This window comes from Bifidobacterium saimiriisciurei, assembly GCF_010667655.1.
GTDB classification, from domain to species: domain Bacteria; phylum Actinomycetota; class Actinomycetes; order Actinomycetales; family Bifidobacteriaceae; genus Galliscardovia; species Galliscardovia saimiriisciurei.
This window is the reverse complement of sequence record NZ_WHZU01000019.1, coordinates 22151-41260: the sequence shown is the minus strand read 5'-3', so window position 1 is coordinate 41260 and position 19110 is coordinate 22151. Positions and strand designations below refer to the sequence as shown.

Annotated in this window: 14 protein-coding genes and 2 pseudogenes; 14 read left to right on the top strand and 2 right to left on the bottom strand. The window is 64.0% G+C overall.

The genetic code is table 11. The annotated features are described in order from the left end of the window. Positions 1 to 129: pseudogene (locus tag GFD18_RS09905) on the bottom strand (3-isopropylmalate dehydratase small subunit); the annotation flags it as partial. A gap of 27 nt (positions 130 to 156) precedes the next feature. Here GFD18_RS09905 and GFD18_RS09900 point away from each other — a divergent pair. The 12 genes and pseudogenes from GFD18_RS09900 to GFD18_RS09845 form a co-directional block, all read left to right on the top strand. Then, positions 157 to 516, top strand: a pseudogene (locus tag GFD18_RS09900) (3-isopropylmalate dehydratase small subunit); the annotation flags it as partial. A 1004-nt stretch (positions 517 to 1520) separates the two neighbouring features. Beyond that, positions 1521 to 4061: an Ig-like domain-containing protein gene (locus tag GFD18_RS09895; RefSeq protein ID WP_163199878.1), complete on the top strand. Its 2541-nt coding sequence runs from the start codon at positions 1521 to 1523 to the stop codon at positions 4059 to 4061. A 158-nt stretch (positions 4062 to 4219) separates the two neighbouring features. Beyond that, positions 4220 to 5386, top strand: coding sequence for a beta/alpha barrel domain-containing protein (locus GFD18_RS09890; protein ID WP_163199879.1), 1167 nt, complete (start codon positions 4220 to 4222; stop codon positions 5384 to 5386). Between the two features lie 123 nt (positions 5387 to 5509). Continuing rightward, complete coding sequence (gene murA / locus GFD18_RS09885; RefSeq protein ID WP_318644537.1) at positions 5510 to 6832, top strand: UDP-N-acetylglucosamine 1-carboxyvinyltransferase; 1323 nt, start codon at positions 5510 to 5512, stop codon at positions 6830 to 6832. A gap of 231 nt (positions 6833 to 7063) precedes the next feature. Next, positions 7064 to 7954: a lysophospholipid acyltransferase family protein gene (locus tag GFD18_RS09880; protein ID WP_163199881.1), complete on the top strand. Its 891-nt coding sequence runs from the start codon at positions 7064 to 7066 to the stop codon at positions 7952 to 7954. Between the two features lie 289 nt (positions 7955 to 8243). Further along, positions 8244 to 8981 carry an MIP/aquaporin family protein gene (locus GFD18_RS09875; RefSeq protein WP_163199882.1) on the top strand — a complete coding sequence of 246 codons (738 nt, stop codon included), beginning with the start codon at positions 8244 to 8246 and terminating at the stop codon, positions 8979 to 8981. Between the two features lie 102 nt (positions 8982 to 9083). After that, positions 9084 to 10193 (top strand): glutamyl-Q tRNA(Asp) synthetase, encoded by a 1110-nt coding sequence (locus GFD18_RS09870; protein ID WP_318644538.1) that lies wholly within the window; start codon positions 9084 to 9086, stop codon positions 10191 to 10193. Positions 10194 to 10272: 79 nt separating this feature from the next. Next, entirely contained in the window at positions 10273 to 11388 is a 1116-nt protein-coding gene (locus GFD18_RS09865; RefSeq protein WP_163199884.1) for a class C sortase, read from the top strand. Between the two features lie 73 nt (positions 11389 to 11461). Further along, the gene (locus GFD18_RS09860) at positions 11462 to 12286 is read left to right on the top strand and encodes a YggS family pyridoxal phosphate-dependent enzyme (RefSeq protein ID WP_163199885.1); all 825 of its coding nucleotides are present in this window, start codon (positions 11462 to 11464) and stop codon (positions 12284 to 12286) included. An 832-nt stretch (positions 12287 to 13118) separates the two neighbouring features. Beyond that, the gene (locus GFD18_RS09855) at positions 13119 to 13736 is read left to right on the top strand and encodes a hypothetical protein (RefSeq protein ID WP_163199886.1); all 618 of its coding nucleotides are present in this window, start codon (positions 13119 to 13121) and stop codon (positions 13734 to 13736) included. Between the two features lie 113 nt (positions 13737 to 13849). Then, on the top strand, positions 13850 to 14665 hold the full coding sequence (locus GFD18_RS09850) for a fumarylacetoacetate hydrolase family protein (protein ID WP_163199887.1): 816 nt from the start codon (positions 13850 to 13852) through the stop codon (positions 14663 to 14665). Between the two features lie 548 nt (positions 14666 to 15213). Continuing rightward, positions 15214 to 16230, top strand: a complete 1017-nt coding sequence (locus tag GFD18_RS09845) for an ABC transporter substrate-binding protein (protein ID WP_404801626.1) — start codon at positions 15214 to 15216, stop codon at positions 16228 to 16230. A gap of 142 nt (positions 16231 to 16372) precedes the next feature. Here the strand turns inward: GFD18_RS09845 and GFD18_RS09840 are convergent, their stop codons facing one another. Beyond that, a complete protein-coding gene (locus GFD18_RS09840) occupies positions 16373 to 17302 on the bottom strand; it encodes an AEC family transporter (protein WP_163199888.1) in 930 nt (309 codons plus the stop codon). Between the two features lie 330 nt (positions 17303 to 17632). On the opposite strand from GFD18_RS09840, the gene GFD18_RS09835 reads away from it, so the two are divergent. Together GFD18_RS09835 and GFD18_RS09830 are read left to right on the top strand one after the other, a co-directional pair. Then, positions 17633 to 18259 carry an RNA polymerase sigma factor gene (locus GFD18_RS09835; protein ID WP_163199889.1) on the top strand — a complete coding sequence of 209 codons (627 nt, stop codon included), beginning with the start codon at positions 17633 to 17635 and terminating at the stop codon, positions 18257 to 18259. Beyond that, a complete protein-coding gene (locus tag GFD18_RS09830) occupies positions 18231 to 19076 on the top strand; it encodes a hypothetical protein (RefSeq protein ID WP_163199890.1) in 846 nt (281 codons plus the stop codon). The genes GFD18_RS09835 and GFD18_RS09830 overlap by 29 nt, the downstream gene beginning before the upstream one ends. Positions 19077 to 19110 lie beyond the last annotated feature (34 nt).

Here is a 19110-nt window from a genome sequence, read left to right as displayed (position 1 = left end):
ACGGCCCGGCTCCTCCTCGAGAAGCTTCCACAGCAGTTCGATGGACTCCATCGGCATGATGGCGGCGAGCACGCCGTTCTTGGCGGTGTTGCCGTAGAAGATGTCCGCGAAGCGCGGCGCGATGACCACGCGGAAGCCGTAGTCGTGCAGCGCCCACACGGCGTGCTCGCCGCCATCATGCCGATGGAGTCCATCGAACTGCTGTGGAAGCTTCTCGAGGAGGAGCCGGGCCGTGAGATGACCGTCGATCTGGGCGAACGCACCGTGACCTGCGGCGACGTGACGCTGCCGTTCGAGGTCGGTGACTACGTGCGTTGGCGCCTGATGAACGGCTACGACGACATCGACCTGACGCTGCATCACGAGGACGACATCATCGCCTACGAGAAGATGCGCGCCGAGAAGTTCCCGTTCAAGCCGACCACGCTGCCGGCCCGCCATCTGCCCGAGGAGCCCATCGCTTCCGCCCGCGAGCAGGAATACGATTGGACAGGCCCGTTGGCTGATCGCAACTAGTTGTTGCGATCAGCTCGGGGAACAGTCCAGTGGACTGTTCCCCAGGGCCTGTGCGAAGCCGCGATATATCTCGCGGCGAAGCCAGAAAAATCGCGGCCATAGGCCGTCCTTAATTGCAGGACCAGGCCCGTTGGCTGATCGAGACAAGTAGTCTGGCGAGTATGCGCGTAGGCTCCCCTCGCAGCCGAGGGGAGCTGTCCGACTGCGTCGGACTGAGGGGAGTCCGGCTTGGCCTCGCGCTTCGATGGATTGCGTGCCGAAAACACCCAAATCTTTCGTCGTCCATGAGAATCACGTCGATTTTCATGGACGACGTTGTATTTTCAGGAAAAATCGCCGCAGTCCATCGCGGCTGTCGACGTCGACGCCGCGAATCGTTGCAATCATGCGGTTCTTGTTGTGGACATCATGCGAATCCGATGGATTACGCCGTGTTTTCGGGAAAATGCGGTCGAATCCATCAAATATCGACCGATATTGATGGATTGCGTGGCAATATCGCGTTTTCTACGGTCGAATCCATCGCAGTGGGCAGATTCATCACGGTTCGAATCCATCGCAGGCCGTGTGACGCCGATGAAATGGACGAGTCGCCGTCCGCTATGCGCGATATACGACTGAATCCATGAATCGATGGCGCGGCGGGTCATGAATCGATGGCGCGGGCGGGACGTGTCTATGGGGTGGGTGCGCGGTTATTCCGTGTATGGGATGGATTGGCGTACAGACGGGGGATTGCCTGCGTTCGTTGAGCTTTCGGCTCCTTGACGTGTGCGGCTTTTCCGATTTTGGGGGCATGTGAAGAGCGTTTCAATTCATGCCCCCGAGTATCGGGCCGAGGGAGTACTGTGGTGTAGTGGAATAAAGGCTGATTCATTGAGATGCCTGCGTTCATGAGGAGTCTCCGGTCCGTCGTCGGGCCGGTGGGGTGTGCGCGGCGTCCGGAAGCAGAAGGGAATGCCATGAGCTTGGACAGCTTGACGGCTGAAAGGAAAGAGTCGCGTATGGGCGGCTGGAAGAAGAAAATGGTCGGCGTGCTCGCCGCAGTGGCCACCGTCGCCACAATGGGCCTCACCGCCGTCACCGCCAACGCGGCGGACGAGGTCGGCACCGACGCCGCCGCCAAAGGCAACGTGTATCAGGCGTTGGAATACCTGCAGGACCTGAACACGCTGCGTGCCAGCACCAATCGCAGGCCTCTGACGTTGCAGCAAATCGCTGATGCGAAGAATACGGATAACAATACCACTGTCTATACTGCGTCTAACGTTGCGTCCAACCCGGCAGATGGCAGTGCTGTTCCTGCGTTGAAGGTTAATTCCGACATGATGACGTGGGCGCAGGCCCGTGCCAACGAGCTGGCTAAACAGGGATCTATCAGTCATGATGACATGTACAACGGGAAGCCGGATTGGTACAAGTGCAACAATTCGAGTTTTGCGCAGTGCACCGGTGGACTGAATTTGGCAGAATCGTCTGAATTCAAGGGTGGATACGTTTTCGGTCCTGAAGCACTTGCCATCGGTTATCCCGATATGGCCGGCTACGAGAATTCGCATAATCCTGTTAACAGCTGGTATAGCGAGCTCGACTATGAAATCAAGAATCCGAATGCATCGGCGTCCGATTTGAGGAAGTGGCGTCAGGGATATGGTCACTACCTCACGGAGGTCAGTCCTCTGGCCGATATCGCCGGTTTCGGCGTGGCCAAGGTCACGAGTGGTCAGTGGAAGGGCGCGACCATCTCTGTTCTTGAGATCGGCAACAGCAAGACCGCTGAAGGTAAGACCCAGAGTGTTGAGGATGCACTGAAGGAGTATGCGCCGAAGAAGACCATCACCTCCGTGGATAATCCGGCGGCGATTGATGTGGATTCGAGTACAACCAAGCCGACGGCGCAGCTGCCGGCCAAGGTGACGGCGCACTACAGCGACAACACCTCCGGCAACGTCGACGTGACGTGGGATGTGATTCCTGATTCGTGGAACGCCGACCGCGACGCACACACGGTGACAGTTGAAGGCACCGTGGATGGATATGAGAAGAAGGTCACGGCCACGCTGAACGTGGCTGACGCCACCATCACCAGCGCCACGCTCGACAACGGTAAGACCGAGCTTGATGTCACGACCCCGTCCGGCACCGATCCGGCGAAGCAACTGCCCGCCAAGGGTAAGATCGTCTGGTCCAACGGCGACGAGACCACGCCGGCCATCACCTGGACCACCAGCGAACAGTACAAGGACCGCAACGGCGGCACCTATGACCTGACCGGCACCATCGCCGGCACCACCGCAACCGTCACCGCGCATGTGACGGTCAAGGCGGCCACCATCGAATCCGTCGAGAATCCGGCCGATCGCTCGACCACCGAGGGCGTTGTTCCCGCGTTGCCCGAAAGCGCGAAGGTCACATGGAGCAACGGCGATTCCTCCAACGAGCTCGTCGTCTGGAACGAGCCGGAGAACTTCAAGGACCTGTTCAACAAGGCCGGCGAAACGGTCACGATGAACGGCGAAATCAAGGGCCACTCGGATAAGAAGGTGAGAGTGAAGATCGCCGTCACCGCCGCGACCATCGAATCCGTCACCGCGCCGAAGGACGTGACCATCAACGCCGGCGATAAGCTGGGCCTGCACGATACCGTGACCGCCAAGCTCTCCAACGGCAATGACAGCCAGGTCTCCGTGCAGTGGAAGACCGACGGCGTGGACTTCTCCAACCGCACCGGCAAGGACAAGACTGTCACCGTCAAGGGCGAGATCGCCGGCTACACGCCCGGCGTGGACGTCAAGGTCACCATCCGCAGCGCCAAGGCCACGTCCGCCACGGTGAAGGGCGACACGACCATCACCGTCGACTCCGGCAAGAAGCCCGAGCTGCCGAAGGAAGCCACCGTCACGTGGAACGACGGCGGCAAGGACAGCGCCGAAACCATCACGTGGGACGCCTTCGACAAGTGGCAGAACCGTGACGGCGGCGAGTTCACCGTCAACGGCAAGGCCGCCGGCCAAGCCGTCTCCGTCACCGTGAAGGTGAACGCGGCCACGGTGAAGCTCGTGGAGAACGGCGTCGACATCCCCACCACGGTGGGCAAGGCGCCGCAGCTGCCGAAGACCGTGAAGGTCCACTGGTCCAACGGCGACGTCACCGACGAGCCCGCCGTATGGAACACCGTTCCCGCCGACTCCTATGCCAAGGCCGGTTCCTTCTCCGTCGAGGGCAAGACCACGGTGAAGGGCGCCGACTACGCGCTCAAGGCCAACGTCACGGTTCGCGAGGCCTCGAACGGCGGCAACGAGAACAAGCCGACGCCGAACCCTGGCGCCAGCACCAAGCCGGGTTCGACCACGACCACGAGCCCGAACCCAACGCCGTCGCCGAACAAGACGCAGGTCGCCACAAACACCGCCACGAACGCCTCCAAGCAGGGAAGCCAGCTGTCGCGCACCGGTGCCGCCATCGGCGGAATCGTGGCCGTGGTGGTGATTCTCGCCGCCATCGCCGGCCTGGTCTTCTACATGAAGAGCAAGCGCACGCACTGATAGGCGATTGGCCCCTCATCCAATTGGCTCCCCTCAAGCTTGAGGGGAGCCTTTTTGTCTTGGCCAGACATCTCCATCGCCCATCCCCGCCGCTTACCATCCCACGCCGTACAATCGTAGGAAGCTGGAAAAACGACGACCGGGAGAGACACACGATCATGAGCGAGAAGACCACGCCGTTCTACGACGTCGACCGCACCTACGAAGACAACTACGCATTCGGACCGTTCGGCGCATTCGCCGAAGCGCTCGGCGGCGACGCCAAGGACGGCGTCTCCGACGACCAGGTGGCCCGTGCGGTGAAGGAAGCCGTCGCCAACGCAACCGACGCCAACGATGCAGCCGAACCGGCCGAATCGTTCTTCGGCATCCCCGTCGACCTGCCGTTCGGCATCCCCGCCGGCCCGCTGCTCAACGAACGCTACACCACGGCCGCGTTCCGCATGGGCTTCGACCTCGCCGTATACAAGACCGTCCGCTCGCGCGCATGGGGATGCAACCCGTTCCCCAACGTGCTCGCCGTGCATCCCAAGTCCGCCGACGGCATCCTGTCCCCGGGCAGCGACGAATGCGACGAAGGCGTGCTCGCCGACCATGAGTTCGAAACGCCCATCTCCATCTCCAACTCGTTCGGCGTGCCCTCGCAGGACCCCGACGTCTGGCAGCCCGACATGCAGCGCGCCATGCAGCGCGCCGGCAGGGGGCAGCTGCTCGTCCCCAGCTTCCAGGGCTCCCGCCACGACGGCATGACCGCCGCCGAATACGTGGCTGACCACGTCACCACCGCCCATCTGGTCATGGAGACCGGCGCCAAGGTGATGGAGATGAACACCAGCTGCCCCAACGAAGGCCACAACCGCCTGCTGTGCCACGCCCCCGACCAGGTCTCCACCATCACCGAAGCCGTCAAGAACGAGATCGGCGACACCCCGCTCATCATCAAGCTCGCATACCTGCCCAGCGACGAGGACCTCGAATACATGGTGCGCGTGACCGCCGGCCGCGGCCTCGTGCAGGGATTCTCCACCATCAACACCATCTCCGCCAAGCTCGTCGACGCGCGCGGCAACCAGGCGCTGCCGGGCGCGGGCCGCGACCGCAGCGGCGTCTGCGGTGCCGCCATCAAGCCCTCCGGGCTCGACATGGTCCGCCGCCTCGCCGCCCTTCGCGAGCGACTCGGGCTCGACTTCGGCATCGTCGGCGTCGGCGGCGTCACCGCGCCCGCCGACTACGCCGAATACCGTTCCGCCGGCGCTGACGCAGTCATGAGCGCCACCGGCGCCATGTGGAACCCCGATCTCGCCCGTCGCATCAAGCGGGCGTGATTTATTCCCGCGTCCGCCACAGGCGATTTCACCGAGTCGCCACACCGAATATGGCAGACTATATGTAGTCTTTTTCGTCATCGGCGATACCAATCCATGACGAACGAATTGAAGGAGAAGTTCGTGAATCCTGAGAATGATGTGTTGCGCGTCGTCGGCGGCAAGCCGCTCAACGGCAAGATCAAGGTGCGTGGCGCCAAGAACTTCGTCAGCAAGGCGATGGTCGCCGCCCTGCTCGCCCCCGGCACCTCGGTGCTGAAGAACGTCCCCGAAATCCGTGACGTGCACGTGGTCTCCGACCTGCTGCGCCTGCACGGCGTGCATGTGGACGTCGACGGCGACGAAGGCATCGTCACCATCGACGCCTCGCACGTGGAACTCGCCAACGTGGCCGACGTCGACACGCTCTCCGGTTCCTCCCGCATCCCGATCCTGTTCTCCGGCCCGCTGCTGCACCGCCTCGGCGAAGCGTTCATCCCCGCGCTCGGCGGATGCAACATCGGCGGCCGCCCCATCGACTTCCATCTCGAAACGCTGCGCAAGCTCGGCGCCAACGTCGACAAGGAGCACAAGGACGGCATCCACATCACCGCGCCCAACGGCCTCAAGGGCGCCAAGATCCACCTGCCGTACCCGTCCGTCGGCGCCACCGAGCAGACCCTGCTCGCCGCCGTGCTCGCCGAAGGCAAGACCGAACTCTCCGGCGCCGCCATCGAGCCCGAGATCATGGACCTCGTCTCCGTGCTGCAGAAGATGGGCGCCATCATCTCCGTGGACGTCGACCGCACCTTCCGCATCGAAGGCGTCAAGGAGCTCAAGGGATACCGCCACACCTCGCTGACCGACCGCATCGAGGCCGCATCCTGGGCCTCCGCCGCGCTCGCCACCCACGGCGACATCTTCGTCAAGGGCGCCACCCAGCCCGAGATGATGACCTTCCTCAACGTGTTCCGCAAGATCGGCGGCGAATTCGACGTCACCGACAAGGGCATCCGCTTCTGGCATCCGGGCGGCGACCTCAAGCCCGTCGCCATCGAAACCGACGTGCACCCCGGTTTCATGACCGACTGGCAGCAGCCGCTCGTCGTTGCCCTCACCCAGGCCAAGGGCCTCTCCATCGTGCATGAGACCGTCTACGAGAACCGATTCGGCTTCACCAAGCCGCTCGTGCAGATGGGCGCCACCGTGCAGCTCTACCGCGAATGCCTCGGCTCCCTGCCCTGCCGCTTCCAGCAGCGCAACTACAAGCACTCGGCCGTCATCTTCGGACCCACGCCGCTCACCGGACGCGACATCGACGTGCCCGACCTGCGCGGCGGATTCAGCCACCTCATCGCCGCCCTCACGGCGGAAGGCCCCTCCACCGTGCGCGGCATCTCCCTCATCGACCGCGGCTACGCGGACTTCCGGGGGAAGCTGGCCGCCCTCGGCGCCGACTTCGAGTAAAAAAATCGGGAGACGGAGTGTCTTCGGCGTTACTCCTCGGTCGACGTACCTTCGTACGCCTTCCCTCGGGTGCCTTGAAGCCACACTCGTCTCCCGATTTTTTATGCTGTGGATGTGACGTTGCACAAGGGTCGACGTACTGTTGTACGCCTTCCTCCTGTGTAACGCAGAAGACGCTCCATCTCACCGATTTTTTATGCTGTGGGGCGGCCTTGCGGCACAATAGAGGGCATGGCATCCAAAGGAAAACCGTCGCCGCGTTCCGCGGTCAAGCCCCTGAGCGACGCACGAGTCGCCGAACTCGCGAAGAAGCATCATCTCGTCGACCCGATGCGTGACTTCCCGACCGGGCCGAACCGCAAGGCCAACATTCCGGAAATCAACGCGCAGAACCCCAAGGGCACGAAGCGCCTGCTCAAAGGCGTCGACGTCGTCTTCAACGCCAGCTGCCGCACCCGCGCATGGGGACTCGACAACATCCCCGAAACCGGCCCGTTCATCACCGCCGCCACGCACGTGACCATGTTCGACGTGTTCGTGCCGATGGCGAGCCTGTTCCACATGGGACGCCGCCCGCGCTACATGGCCAAGGCCGAGATGGCCAAGTGGCCGCTCATCGGCAAATGGTTCCAGATCGTCGGCATGCAGCCCGTCCAGCGCCACTCCGGCAAGGCCAAGCAGATCGAGGAGACGTCCATCGACATCCTCACCTCCGGCCGCCCGCTCACCGTCTGGCCGGAAGGCACGGTGACCCGCGACCCGCAGAAATGGGTGATGAGCATCAAGGAGGGCGCGGCCTTCATCGCACTCGAATCCTCCCGTCGCCTCGGCCGCCAGGTGCCGCTGTTCTGCGCCGCCACTTGGGGCGCCGCCTCCATCAACCACTGGTGGCCATGGCCGAAGAAGAACGTCGTCATGTGCTACGACCATCAGCTCGACTATGCGGACCTGCTCGAAGACATGGACTCCTGGGGCGAGGAGCCGCCGGCCGAAGCCGTGGAAACGCTGAAATGGCGCATGTTCACCCGATTGAACGAACTCCTCGAGGAAATTCGCGGCGAGGAATTCCCCAAGGAAGGCTACTGGGACTACCGCACCATGAAGCGCGTGCCGCTCGACTGAGACGATCCCGCGTCATGTGGGCCGTCCCGCCACACAGGACGGTCGGTCCACATGACGAGCCGCATGTGACATGACCCATACCGTGTGGCGGAACACCGTGTCCAAATCCACATCGCGAAGTCAAGCCCTTGGCTAAAATATCCTCTGTTTGCCCACGGCAGCCATCAGCCGGCCATCAGCGCCGACGCGCTGTCCGTCTGGCACACCGCCGCAGACCACGCCCATCCGGCGCATCGGTCCCGGCAGGCTGAGAGAGAACGAAATCCAGGGACTTTTTCAAGGACTTACTGTGGAATACTCACTGATGACCAAACTGGCCGCCGAATTCGTCGGCACCGCCATCCTCATGATTTTCGGCAACGGTTCCGTGGCCAACACCGAGCTGAAGAACACCAAGGGCTACCACGCCGGCTGGCTGAACATCGCCATGGGCTACGGCTTCGGCGTCATGTTCCCCGTGCTCATGTTCGGCGGCGTCTCCGGCGCCCACATCAACCCGGCCATGACGATCGCCCAGGCCGTCAACGGCATGTTCCCGTGGAACGAGGTCGCCCCGTACATCGTCGCCCAGCTGCTGGGCGCCGTCGTCGGACAGCTCGTCGTCTTCGCCACCTACTACCCGCACTACCGCGACACCGACGACGCCGAAGCCATCTTCGCCACGTTCTCCACCACCGACGCCGAGGGCTCCCGCTTCAACTACTTCCTCAACGAGTTCTTCGGCACGCTCGTGCTCGTGCTCGGCGCCCTGTGCTGCCTGCTGCTGCCGTGGGGCGCCAAGGACCTCGCCGCCGCCTCCATCGTCGTCGGCTTCATCGTGTGGGGTCTGGTCACCTCGCTCGGCGGCCCGACCGGCCCCGGTCTGAACCCGGCCCGTGACCTCATGCCGCGACTCCTGCACCAGATCCTGCCGATCGCCCACAAGGGCGGCTCCCGTTGGAACGAGGCCTGGATTCCGGTCGTCGCGCCGATCCTCGGCGCCATCGTCGGCGCGTTCCTCTACAAGGTGCTGTTTGCCGTCGCCTGACGCCGTTTCACCGCCAGCACCCCTTCGTCGCAGCGTCGTCGGTAGACTACAGGCGTGAAGGAACGTAACGAACGCAACGGCAATACCGTTCATCGCCCGGTCGTGGGAAGGCTTGCGCCTTCGCCGACCGGGCGTATGCATATCGGCAACGTGTACGCGGCGTTGGCGGCCTGGCTCAGCGCCCGCGCAGGCCGCGGCGCGGCCGATCGCGCGGGATCGTCCGACAGCGGCCGTCTCCTGCTGCGCATCGAGGACATCGATGCGCCGCGCGTCAAACCCGACGCCGACCGTTGGATCATGGACGACCTGCATTGGCTCGGTCTCGACTGGGACGGCGATCCCGTATACCAGTCCGATCGCGGCGATCTGTATGAGCGCGCGCTCGACGTATTGCGCGACCGCGACGTGCTCTACCCCTGCTTCTGCTCGCGTGCCGAGATCCGCGCGGCGTCGGCCCCGCAGGAGGGCGACGGCTACGTGATCTACCCCGGCACCTGCGCACGGCTCGGCTCCGCCGAACGCGAGGCCCGGCTGCGCGACGGTCGCCGCCATTCATGGCGTGCTCGGCTGCCGGAATCGAGTGTGGGGTTCGACGACCTCATCTTCGGGCCGCAGCGCTTCGACCTTGCCCGGCAAATCGGCGACACCGTGCTGCGCCGGTCCGACGGACTGTTCTCCTACCAGCTCGCCGTGGTCGTGGACGATCTGACGATGGGTGTGAACGACGTCGTGCGCGGGCGCGACCTCCTGCGTTCCACCGCCCTGCAGCTGTGGATTCGCGAACAGCTCGTCGCGGGCGGCTTTTCGGATATGGCCGGGGGCATGAACGGGGATGCGGCTGTGGATGGCGTGCATAATTCCGGGGATATTCACCTTACGCATGATACGATGAAGACGGCTGCGGCAATGCCGGCCGACGACCTCCGCTTCACCCACTTGCCGCTTATCGACGATCCGCGCGGCAAACGCCTCGCCAAACGCGACCGCGCCCTCGACCTCGGTGTATTGCGTGAGGAGGGACTGCGTCCCGAAACGATCGTGGGCTACTGCGCATGGCTGCTGCGGCTCATTCCCGAACCGCGGCCGATACGCCCGCAGGAGCTGCTCGCGTCGTTCTCGTGGCAGGGGCTCGAACGCGACCATGCCGACCGGCTCTGCGACCTTGCGCAGCTGACCGCCGGCCGGGCCGCCGCATCGGCCGTCGATATGTGACCGAATTGGGGACGGGGGTTGGGCCCCCTGCCAAAACGTGAAATAATCAAGAGGTTGCTTGACAAGAGGGGAGGGCGCGATGTCGGGCGGACGTTTTCGTAAGCCGCGCCACAGGCACGCGGCGAATGCGCAGTCAACGTCCGAGCCGGAGACGACGCTGAAGACAACGCCGGATGCGACTCGGAACGGGGAGACGCGTCAGCGGCCGCAATCGTCGCCGTCTCGCCGGCCGTTCGCCGACGTCATCGACGTCTCCGACCTCGCCGCCGAACGACGCTCCCTCAAGCGTCGCCTGCTCGCCATGCGCATCGTGACCATCGTGCTGCTCCTCGCCGCGATCTGCGTGGCCGGATTCCCCATCGTATTGCAGTACCAGTCGTCGCAGCGCCTCGCCGAGACCTCGTCCAGCGCCGCGCAGAACGTCGCCGGATGGCCGTATCCGCAGGCCAAGGAGTCGCTTGCCGCCGCCCGCGCCTACAACGAGAAGCTCGCGAAATCCGGCCAGCCGGTGCTCGGCGAGGCCGTCGACCCGTTCACGGCGGCCACCGGCGGCAGCAAGGCGAAAAGCGAGGACTCCGCCGCCGCCAAGGACAAGGAGTACCAGTCGCTGCTCGACGCCGGCAACGGTGTGATGGGCACCATCAAAGTGCCGAAGGTCTCCATCGACCTGCCCATCTACCACGGCACCTCGGAGGAGGCGCTCGCCTCGGGCGCCGGCCATCTGTACGGGTCGTCGCTGCCGGTGGGCGGCAAGTCGACGCATTCGGTGATTACCGGCCATCGCGGCCTGGTCGAGGCCCTCATGTTCACGCGCCTCGACGAGATGCGTCCCGGAGACTTCTTCTACATCGAGGTCATGGGCGAGACGCTGGGATACAAGGTCGACAAGATCAGCGTCATCAAGCCCGACGACACCTCGAAGCTGCGCATCGTGCCCGGCGAGGACCGCATCACGCTCATGACGTGCACGCCATACGGCGTCAACACGCACCGACTGCTCATCTCCGGCCATCGCGTGGCCATCCCCATGCCGGCGCCCGACCCCGGCGACCTGCATGACGCACGCAACATCGCCATCATCGCCGGCGTGGGAACGCTGCTCGGCGGCTGGCTGCTGATCTCCGCGCTCCGACGTCTGCGCCGCATGCCCTGGCGCGTCATGCATCATGGCGCGAACTGGCCGCAGCGCTGGTGAATTCGTACTACCATACGATTGAAGATGTGACGACGTAACCGCATGCCGTCGGCATGCCAGACGAGGGGTGGATATGGTCGCGTACATGGATCACAAGAATCTTGCCAACGAGACGATCGACGAGGCGCGCGCCAGCGAGATCGCCGACGGCGTGCACCGCGTGCTCGACGGCATCGCCGAGGCGGAGGCCAAGGCCGGGCGCAAGGCCGGCGAGGTGAGGCTGCTGGCCGCCACGAAGACCCGGGACGTCGGTGAGATCATGGCGGCCATCGACGCCGGCGTGCGCATGATCGGCGAGAACCGTCCGCAGGAGGTCGACGTCAAGGTGGCGGGGCTGACGGCGCGGTGCGCCGAACGCGGCTTCGCGTTGGGCACTGCGGCCGCGGGGGACGCCGGCGATGATGCGCCGACGCCGCTGCCGTTCCATCTCATCGGCCAGCTGCAATCCAACAAGATAAACAAGGTGCTGCCGTACGTCACGACCATCGAATCCGTCGACAACCTGTCGTTGGCGCAGAAGGTCTCCCGTCGCGCCGAGGCGCGCGGGATCACGGTCGGCGTACTGCTCGAAGTCAACGAATCCGGCGAGGAATCGAAATCCGGCTGTGCGCCCGACGCGGCCGCCGACCTTGCGGCCGCCGTCGCCGCGCTGCCGGGCATCCGCCTCGAAGGACTGATGACCATCGGCGCCCACGTGCATGACGAGGCGACCATCCGACGCGGCTTCGCCCATCTTCGCGAGACACGCGACGCGCTGCTCGCCTCCGGCGACGCGGCGCTCGCCGGCTGCCGCGAGCTCTCCATGGGCATGACGCACGACATGGCCATCGCCATCGACGAAGGCTCCACCGTCGTGCGTGTGGGCACGGCCATCTTCGGCGAACGCGCGTTCATCTGACCTTCAGGTTTCTCGTTCGCCGCGATTCATCCGTCGTGGTCCGTCGTCGTCCGTTGTTCAAGGCCGGTCAGGTGCCTGATGCCGGCTGTGTGCGGCCGCCCGTCTGTTCGCTCTCGGCGTGTCGTGTGTCCATCATGCGGTACGGCTGTCTGCGGATGATGATGGGCTTTGTTACCGCGCCTGACTATGGAAATACGTTCGCGCTCTAGGGAGGACGTTTGTTCATGGCTGGCGGGCCGGTGCCGCTGCCCCCTCGTGAAATGCGACCATAGTCAGTTGATTCGACCGAGGTAGAGGGTGTATAACGGGTGAATGGTCGGGGATGGGGAACGACATGCGGGGGAAATCGTGACGTACGCCATCGCCAGGATGGCCCTCTGCCCAATATATGGAACGTGATTCCCCGTAACCGTGGCGCCGCGATTTTCCGGCAGTCCGCCCGAAAATCTCATGTATTATGAGTGGATTATGACGGGAGGGCGGCGATGCCGCACCGCGGCACCATGATATAATCACGTAGCCCCCCCCCCCCCCAAGCAATACATTGGCAATGACGATGACGGAGTGTGGGAAACTGCGAGCTGACAAGGCCGGCGGCGTCGACGTCGTACATGACGCGGCTACCAAAGAGGGGCATTTCTCCCGGATCGCGCATACGATGCGCGCGACGGACGCCCATCAAACGGTCAGGAAGTTTGCGGCCAACCCCTAGACACCGACGGTATCGTTGCGGCCGGGTCCAGACGGCTTGCCTCGGCAGGCCCGGGCGACGATCCCGACGCGCCGGTCATCGGCGGGGACAGGCGATCTGAATAGAAGAAGGTGTACTACAGTGGCCAACAACGGTGATTTTACCCGCAAGGAAGTCGCGTACCTGCGCTCGCTGCCTGCGGTGACCGACGTGGTGGACAAGCGAATCGCCTATTCCGAGGCCTTCAAAGTGCAATGCATGACACGGTACGCCGCCGGGGACTCGCCCGTACAGATCTTCCGCGATGCGGGTCTCGATTCCTCGCTGATCGGATACAAGCGCATCGAACGTTGCATCGCACGCTGGCGCAAGACCGTGCTGCCGAAGATCAACGGCGAACCCGTGCCGGAGAAGCCGCAGGTGCCGAGGGTCGACGTGCTCAGGCAGAAGATCGCGGAAGCCAGCGGTATCGCCGCCGAACACATCGACGAATCCAATGCGCTGCGCGAAATGCTGCTCGAATCCCAGCTGCGTCGCATCGAGGATCTCGAGAAAGAGCTGAAGGACGTGCGCACCATGCTGCTGCGCGAGCAGAAGCGCAACCAGGCGGAGATGCGCAAGGCCGAGCGCGCCGGCAGGGAGGCGGCCTCCGCGGCGACGGTTGAAACGGTGCCGGTTGAGTCGGCTGCGGTTGGGTCGGGCGTGACGGAATCGGGCGTGACGGATGGAGTGAATCCGGCTGCGGAGCAGGCCGAATGATTCGCCGCTGATTCGTTGCGGACGTTGCGGATCTGTTGCCGCCGATTCGCATACGGTCCACGCGGTCGGCCTACGACGGTCCGTGCCGCGCCCCGCTGGGCTACACTGGGCGTATGAGAATCGCACGCTTTTCCATCAACGACAAACCGCAGTACGCCTTCGTGCAGACCGACGAGAACGACGGCAAGGACTACCTCGTCGCGCTCGACGGCTTCCCGCTCGGCCCGACCGAGGTGCGTCCCACCGGCGAACGCTACGCGCTCGACACCGAGGGGCTGCGTCTGCTCGCGCCCATCATCCCGTCCAAGGTGTTCGGTCTTGCCAAGAACTACCAGGCCCACACCGAATTCATGGCCAACAAGGGCCTTTCCGACATCAAGGTCGCGCCCGAGGAGATGGTCATCTTCACCAAGCCGTCCACGTCGGTCATCGGCCCCGACGACCCGATCGTGCTGCCGTCGTACTCCAATGACATGAACTTCGAGCCCGAAGTGGCCGTCGTCATCGGCCGCATCGCCAAGAACGTGCCCGTCGAGAAGGCCATGGACTATGTGCTCGGCTACACCTGCGTGAACGACGTGACGCTGCGCGACATCCAGGGCCTCGACCCGATGTGGACGCGCGCCAAGGGCTTCGACACCTCCTGCCCGCTCGGTCCGTGGATCCAGACCGACCTCGACTGGTCCGACACCAAGATCGGCTTCTCGCTCAATGGCGAGGTCGTGCCCGAGGCGTCCGGCACCACCGCCGGGCTCATCCACTCGATCCCGGCGCAGATCGCCGCGATCTCCTCGTTCTCCACGCTGCTGCCCGGCGACGTCATCCTCACCGGCACGCCCAACGCCTCCGGCACGCTGCGCCCCGGCGACGAGGCCGTCGTGCACGTCGAAGGCATCGGCGACCTGCGCAACGTCGTCGTCCGCGGCTGACGGCCGATACGGGGCGTTCGGCAGCGCGGCCATGCAGACGCATGCACCGAATCTCCCGTACACGAATCGATAAATACCGTCATATCCGACGATTCGCCTTTTGCACGAATCGTCGGATATGACGGTATCTGCGTATTCACGGCTGAAATATGCGGTGATGAACCGTCGGATATCGATGTATCTCGCGATTCGTGCGCGGGCTTCGGGTTCGTGAATTACAGGATATGCCGATATCGGTCGATTCGTGAAGAGGCGGGTCTGATTTCGGGGCGGCTTGTCGGACAACCTTATATATAATTGACGCGCTTGAACGCCAATGTGTGGCAAACCGCGAGGCGGCCGGTATCGGCGGCCTCCGGGGGCATTGGACGGGCGGACCCGGGGACCTCCGTATCGTTTTCTGCCCCAAATCCGTCGAAAAAATCGAGCATTCCCAGAGAACGATAGTGAAGAAGATCTAGGGAAATCGAATCATCATGACTCATGGTTTTGCTTCAGCAATCCGCAGGAATCTTCGTAAGGTCGTAGCCGTGGCCGGCGCCGCGGCCATGGCGTTCTCGCTCGCCGCATGCGGCTCCACGAACGACGCCTCCGACTCCGGCAGCTCCAACGGCCTCAAGAAGGTCACGTTCATGCTCTCCTGGGCGCCCGACACCAACCACATCGGCGTCTACGTCGCCAAGAACAAGGGCTACTTCAAGGACGCCGGGCTCGACGTCGACATCGTCGCCGTGGCGCAGGCCGGCGCCGAACAGGCCGTGAACAACGGCGTCGCCGACTTCGCCCTCTCCAACATGACCAACACCGCCGACTACAGCCTCAAGGGCGCCACCATCAAGCAGGTCATGCAGGTGCAGCAGAAGCCGAGCGCCATCTGGTGCGCGCTCGCCAGCAACAAGAGCATCAAGTCGCCGAAGGACCTCGACGGCAAGACCTTCGCCACGTTCGGCTCCAACGAGTCCGACGCCGTGGTGCGCCGCATGATCCAGTTCGACGGCGGCAAGGGCAAGTTCGACAAGGTGACCGCCGGCACCAACACGTTCCAGACGCTCAGCTCCGGCAAGGCCGACTTCGGCGGCTTCTACGCCACCTGGGAGGGTGTGCAGGCCGACATGTACGGTCCGAAGCTCAACTGCTTCACCGAGCCCGACTACGGCGTGCCCGGCAACGCCGACTCCATCGGCATCATCACCAGCGACAAGACCATCAAGAACAACCCCGAACTGGTGAGGAAGTTCGTGCAGGCCTCGCAGAAGGGCTACGAGTACGCGTACTCCAACCCCGACGACGCCGCGAAGATCCTCGTGAAGGAGGCGCCCGACGCCAACCTCAAGGAGGACTTCGTCAAGAAGAGCATGCATGTGATCGTCGACGGCAAGTACTGGGGCGATCCGGCGAAGATCAAGGACGGTTCGTTCGTCCTCGGCACCAACGACTTCGTCGAGACGCAGAAGTACTTCGACTTCCTCAACGAGTCGCACACCTACACCGACGCCAAGGGCAACGCGGTGAACACCGCGCCCAAGGCCAAGGACGTCGCCACCAACGAGTTCCTCGCCAAGTAGCGAATCCGATCCGACCCCGCTGATGCGGGGACTGAAGAATGGGCCGCCGCCCGGTTTTCACGCCGTGCGGCGGCTCTTCCTATACGCCTGTGTCTATCGTTGGCCTTTCCGTGCCGTGCCTGCCCTGCGCCCGATTCCGTGCCTACGCCACGGGCAGCACGGCGTGCAGGGCGGTCATGGCGACGAGGCTGATGACGGCCGTGGCCGTAAGCGAGAAGCCGGCGAGCTTGGCGTTGCCGGTGAGCGAATCCGTGAACTTCGTGGAGAATATGGTGATCGGCGAGAACGCGGCCAGCGTGAGAATCTCGCGGATGTGCAGCGGGAACGGCATGAGATACCAGGCGCCCAGCGCGATGAACACACTGAACACCGCGCGCCACGCGATGACCTTCAGCAGTTCGATGCGGTCCTTGCGCACGCTCGGGATCTCCATCATCAGGCCGATCATCGCCATCGTGCAGAACGCGTTCGCATTGGCGAACGGCGTGATGAGCGTGACTATCGGCTGCGGGATGGTGATGTGCGCGAACATGAACACCAGCATGAGCATGTAGATGTCGAACGAGATGGAGCCGAGAAAGTCGCGCGCGATGTTGCGCAGCCGCAGGATCAGCGGCAGCGCCTTGAAGTTCTCGTCCATATGCAGCAGCGTGCGCGTGATGGTGAGCGCGCCGGCGGTGGCGACCATCGCGTTGCCGATATCCATCATGATGACCGGCAGGCCCGCCGAGGGCCCCATGAACGTCTGGATGACCGGCAGGCAGAACGCGCCGAGGTTCAGGCCCGAGGCGTTGAGCATCTGGAAGGCGCGGTACTGCTTCTCGTCGCGGAACGAGCCGAAGTACACGAGGAACAGCGGCACCAGGCAGCAGATGAAGCCGAACAGCACGATCCACAGCATGCGCATGTCATGCTTGTTCGTGGCGAACGACATGATGATGGCGCACGGCAGCGTCATGTTGAACACGAGCCCCTGCGCCACCTTGTAGTCGCGCTCGCCGAAGACGTGCAGATGCTTGAGCAGATAGGCGCCGATGATGACCAGCAGCAGCGCGCCGGATTTGAAAACCATGCTTCTCTCGAATCGTGTGAATCGTATCGGATTGCGATCGTGGCCGTTTGCCGGACGCCGGATACGAGACCATTGGGTGAATCCAGAGGCGAGTATAGGAGCGGTACGTGCGGTTTTCCGGCACGCCCTTCATAATTTGGACCGTTTATTTGGGCCGTTTTGCGGTGCCGAATGCGCGCGGCTCGGGGTTTCGGCGTGTCGGAAAGAGGCCGGATGCAACTTTTCGGGTCGGGGATACGAATATATGGGTGAACGCGGTTGATGCGGGCGTACGGACGCTCGGACGGCGTTCGGGGAGATCGGAAGAGACGAAGGAAGGCGGCGAACGCGATGACGGACGACCTGCGGCTGATACGACGCATCGTACGGCGTGGCTCGCGCAGAGCCGCCGACGAGCTCGTGCGCGCGCACTACGACGCGGTGTTCGCGTTCGTCTGGCGTCAGATCGGCGACCGACAGCAGGCCATGAACCTCACGCAGGAGACGTTCATCGCCATGCTGGGCGCACTTGCCACCTACGATTCCGGCAAGGCGTCGTTCACCACCTGGCTGTATCGAATCGCCGCATACAAGGTCATCGATGTGCGGCGACGGCGAGGCGTGCCGACCGTCCCGCTGCCGGAGGGGCCGGGAGCCCGGGCCGGCGGCGGAGATTCGGCGGCCGACGCGGCGGACGGTGGCGGCGCCCCTCCCGACATCGCCGACGAGCGGATGCCCGATCCGGCCAGCCTGCTCGCGCACCGCGACCTGCTGAACCGCATCGAGGACCGCGTGCGCGACTTCGACCCCGCCGTGCAGGAGACCTACCGGCTGCACCTGTACGCCGGTCAGACGTTCACCGAGATCGCGGCCGTGACGGGAGCGCCGGAGTCGACCGTGAAGGCACGGTGGTTCCGACTGATGAAGACCATACGAAAGGAGTTCGGCGATGAACGAGCAGATACCGTATCCCACTGAAGCCGAACGCGAGCGGAGCATCCGGCACATCGTGGCCATGGGCGTGCCGAGGCGCGTCGGGCTATGGGCGTCCCTGGTCGACGTCGTGCGTTCGCTGGGGGTGCGCAGCCTGTTCTTCGGCGTGGGGGATTGCGTGTTCCTCGGCCTTATGACGGCCTTCGTGGCATGGGCGCCCCTGTTCGCCGCGCTGTTCGGTGCGGCGGGGGCCTCCCGCATGCGGGCCGGCTCGTTTGCGGATGCCGCGGCGTCGCCGACGGCCATGGCGCAGATGACGATGATGCAGGAGCGTGCGCTGTGGATCGCGCATCATGCCGACGTGCTGCTCGTCGCCGTGTTCCTTGTCTCGCCGTTGCTGCATATGGCCATTTCGCTGCTCATGATGCTGCGCGAGCGTGAGGTGCGGATGCTGGACCTGCTGCGGACATGCCGCTGGTCGTTCCGGCAGATCGCCGCCATCCGCATGCTGGCGCTGGGCGCGATGTCCACCGTGATGTGCGTGGCGTTCGGCGTGGCCGTCGGCGTCGCGGGACTGAGACTCGACGCGGTCACCGTGCTGGGGGTCTCGTTCTCCTCGCTGTTCGTGTTCGCGCTCGGGCAGCTGGCGGTGGAGCGTCATTGCGCGTGGCCCGCCTCCGCGCTGGTGATGCCCGCCATATGGCTTGTGCTTGGCACGGTGCTGTGGCTCACCCGCGCCGCGGTCGCGCCCTGGCTTGCCCAGCTGCCTCCGGCCGTGTGCCTCGCCGTGGGCCTTGCCTCGGCCGCCGTCTATCTCGCCTCCCTCAACGCCTACTGCCGCAAGCCGGTGGCCATTGCCTAGCCAAACGTCAGGCATCGAAGAAAGGAACCGCATC

Coding starts and splice junctions, on each gene's coding strand:
- GFD18_RS09895 (WP_163199878.1), top strand. CDS start 1,521: ATGGGCGGCTGGAAGAAGAAAATGGTCGGCGTGCTCGCCGCAGTGGCC.
- GFD18_RS09890 (WP_163199879.1), top strand. CDS start 4,220: ATGAGCGAGAAGACCACGCCGTTCTACGACGTCGACCGCACCTACGAA.
- GFD18_RS09880 (WP_163199881.1), top strand. CDS start 7,064: ATGGCATCCAAAGGAAAACCGTCGCCGCGTTCCGCGGTCAAGCCCCTG.
- GFD18_RS09865 (WP_163199884.1), top strand. CDS start 10,273: ATGTCGGGCGGACGTTTTCGTAAGCCGCGCCACAGGCACGCGGCGAAT.
- GFD18_RS09860 (WP_163199885.1), top strand. CDS start 11,462: ATGGTCGCGTACATGGATCACAAGAATCTTGCCAACGAGACGATCGAC.
- GFD18_RS09850 (WP_163199887.1), top strand. CDS start 13,850: ATGAGAATCGCACGCTTTTCCATCAACGACAAACCGCAGTACGCCTTC.
- GFD18_RS09845 (WP_404801626.1), top strand. CDS start 15,214: ATGGCGTTCTCGCTCGCCGCATGCGGCTCCACGAACGACGCCTCCGAC.
- GFD18_RS09840 (WP_163199888.1), bottom strand. CDS start 17,302: ATGGTTTTCAAATCCGGCGCGCTGCTGCTGGTCATCATCGGCGCCTAT.
- GFD18_RS09835 (WP_163199889.1), top strand. CDS start 17,633: ATGACGGACGACCTGCGGCTGATACGACGCATCGTACGGCGTGGCTCG.
- GFD18_RS09830 (WP_163199890.1), top strand. CDS start 18,231: ATGAACGAGCAGATACCGTATCCCACTGAAGCCGAACGCGAGCGGAGC.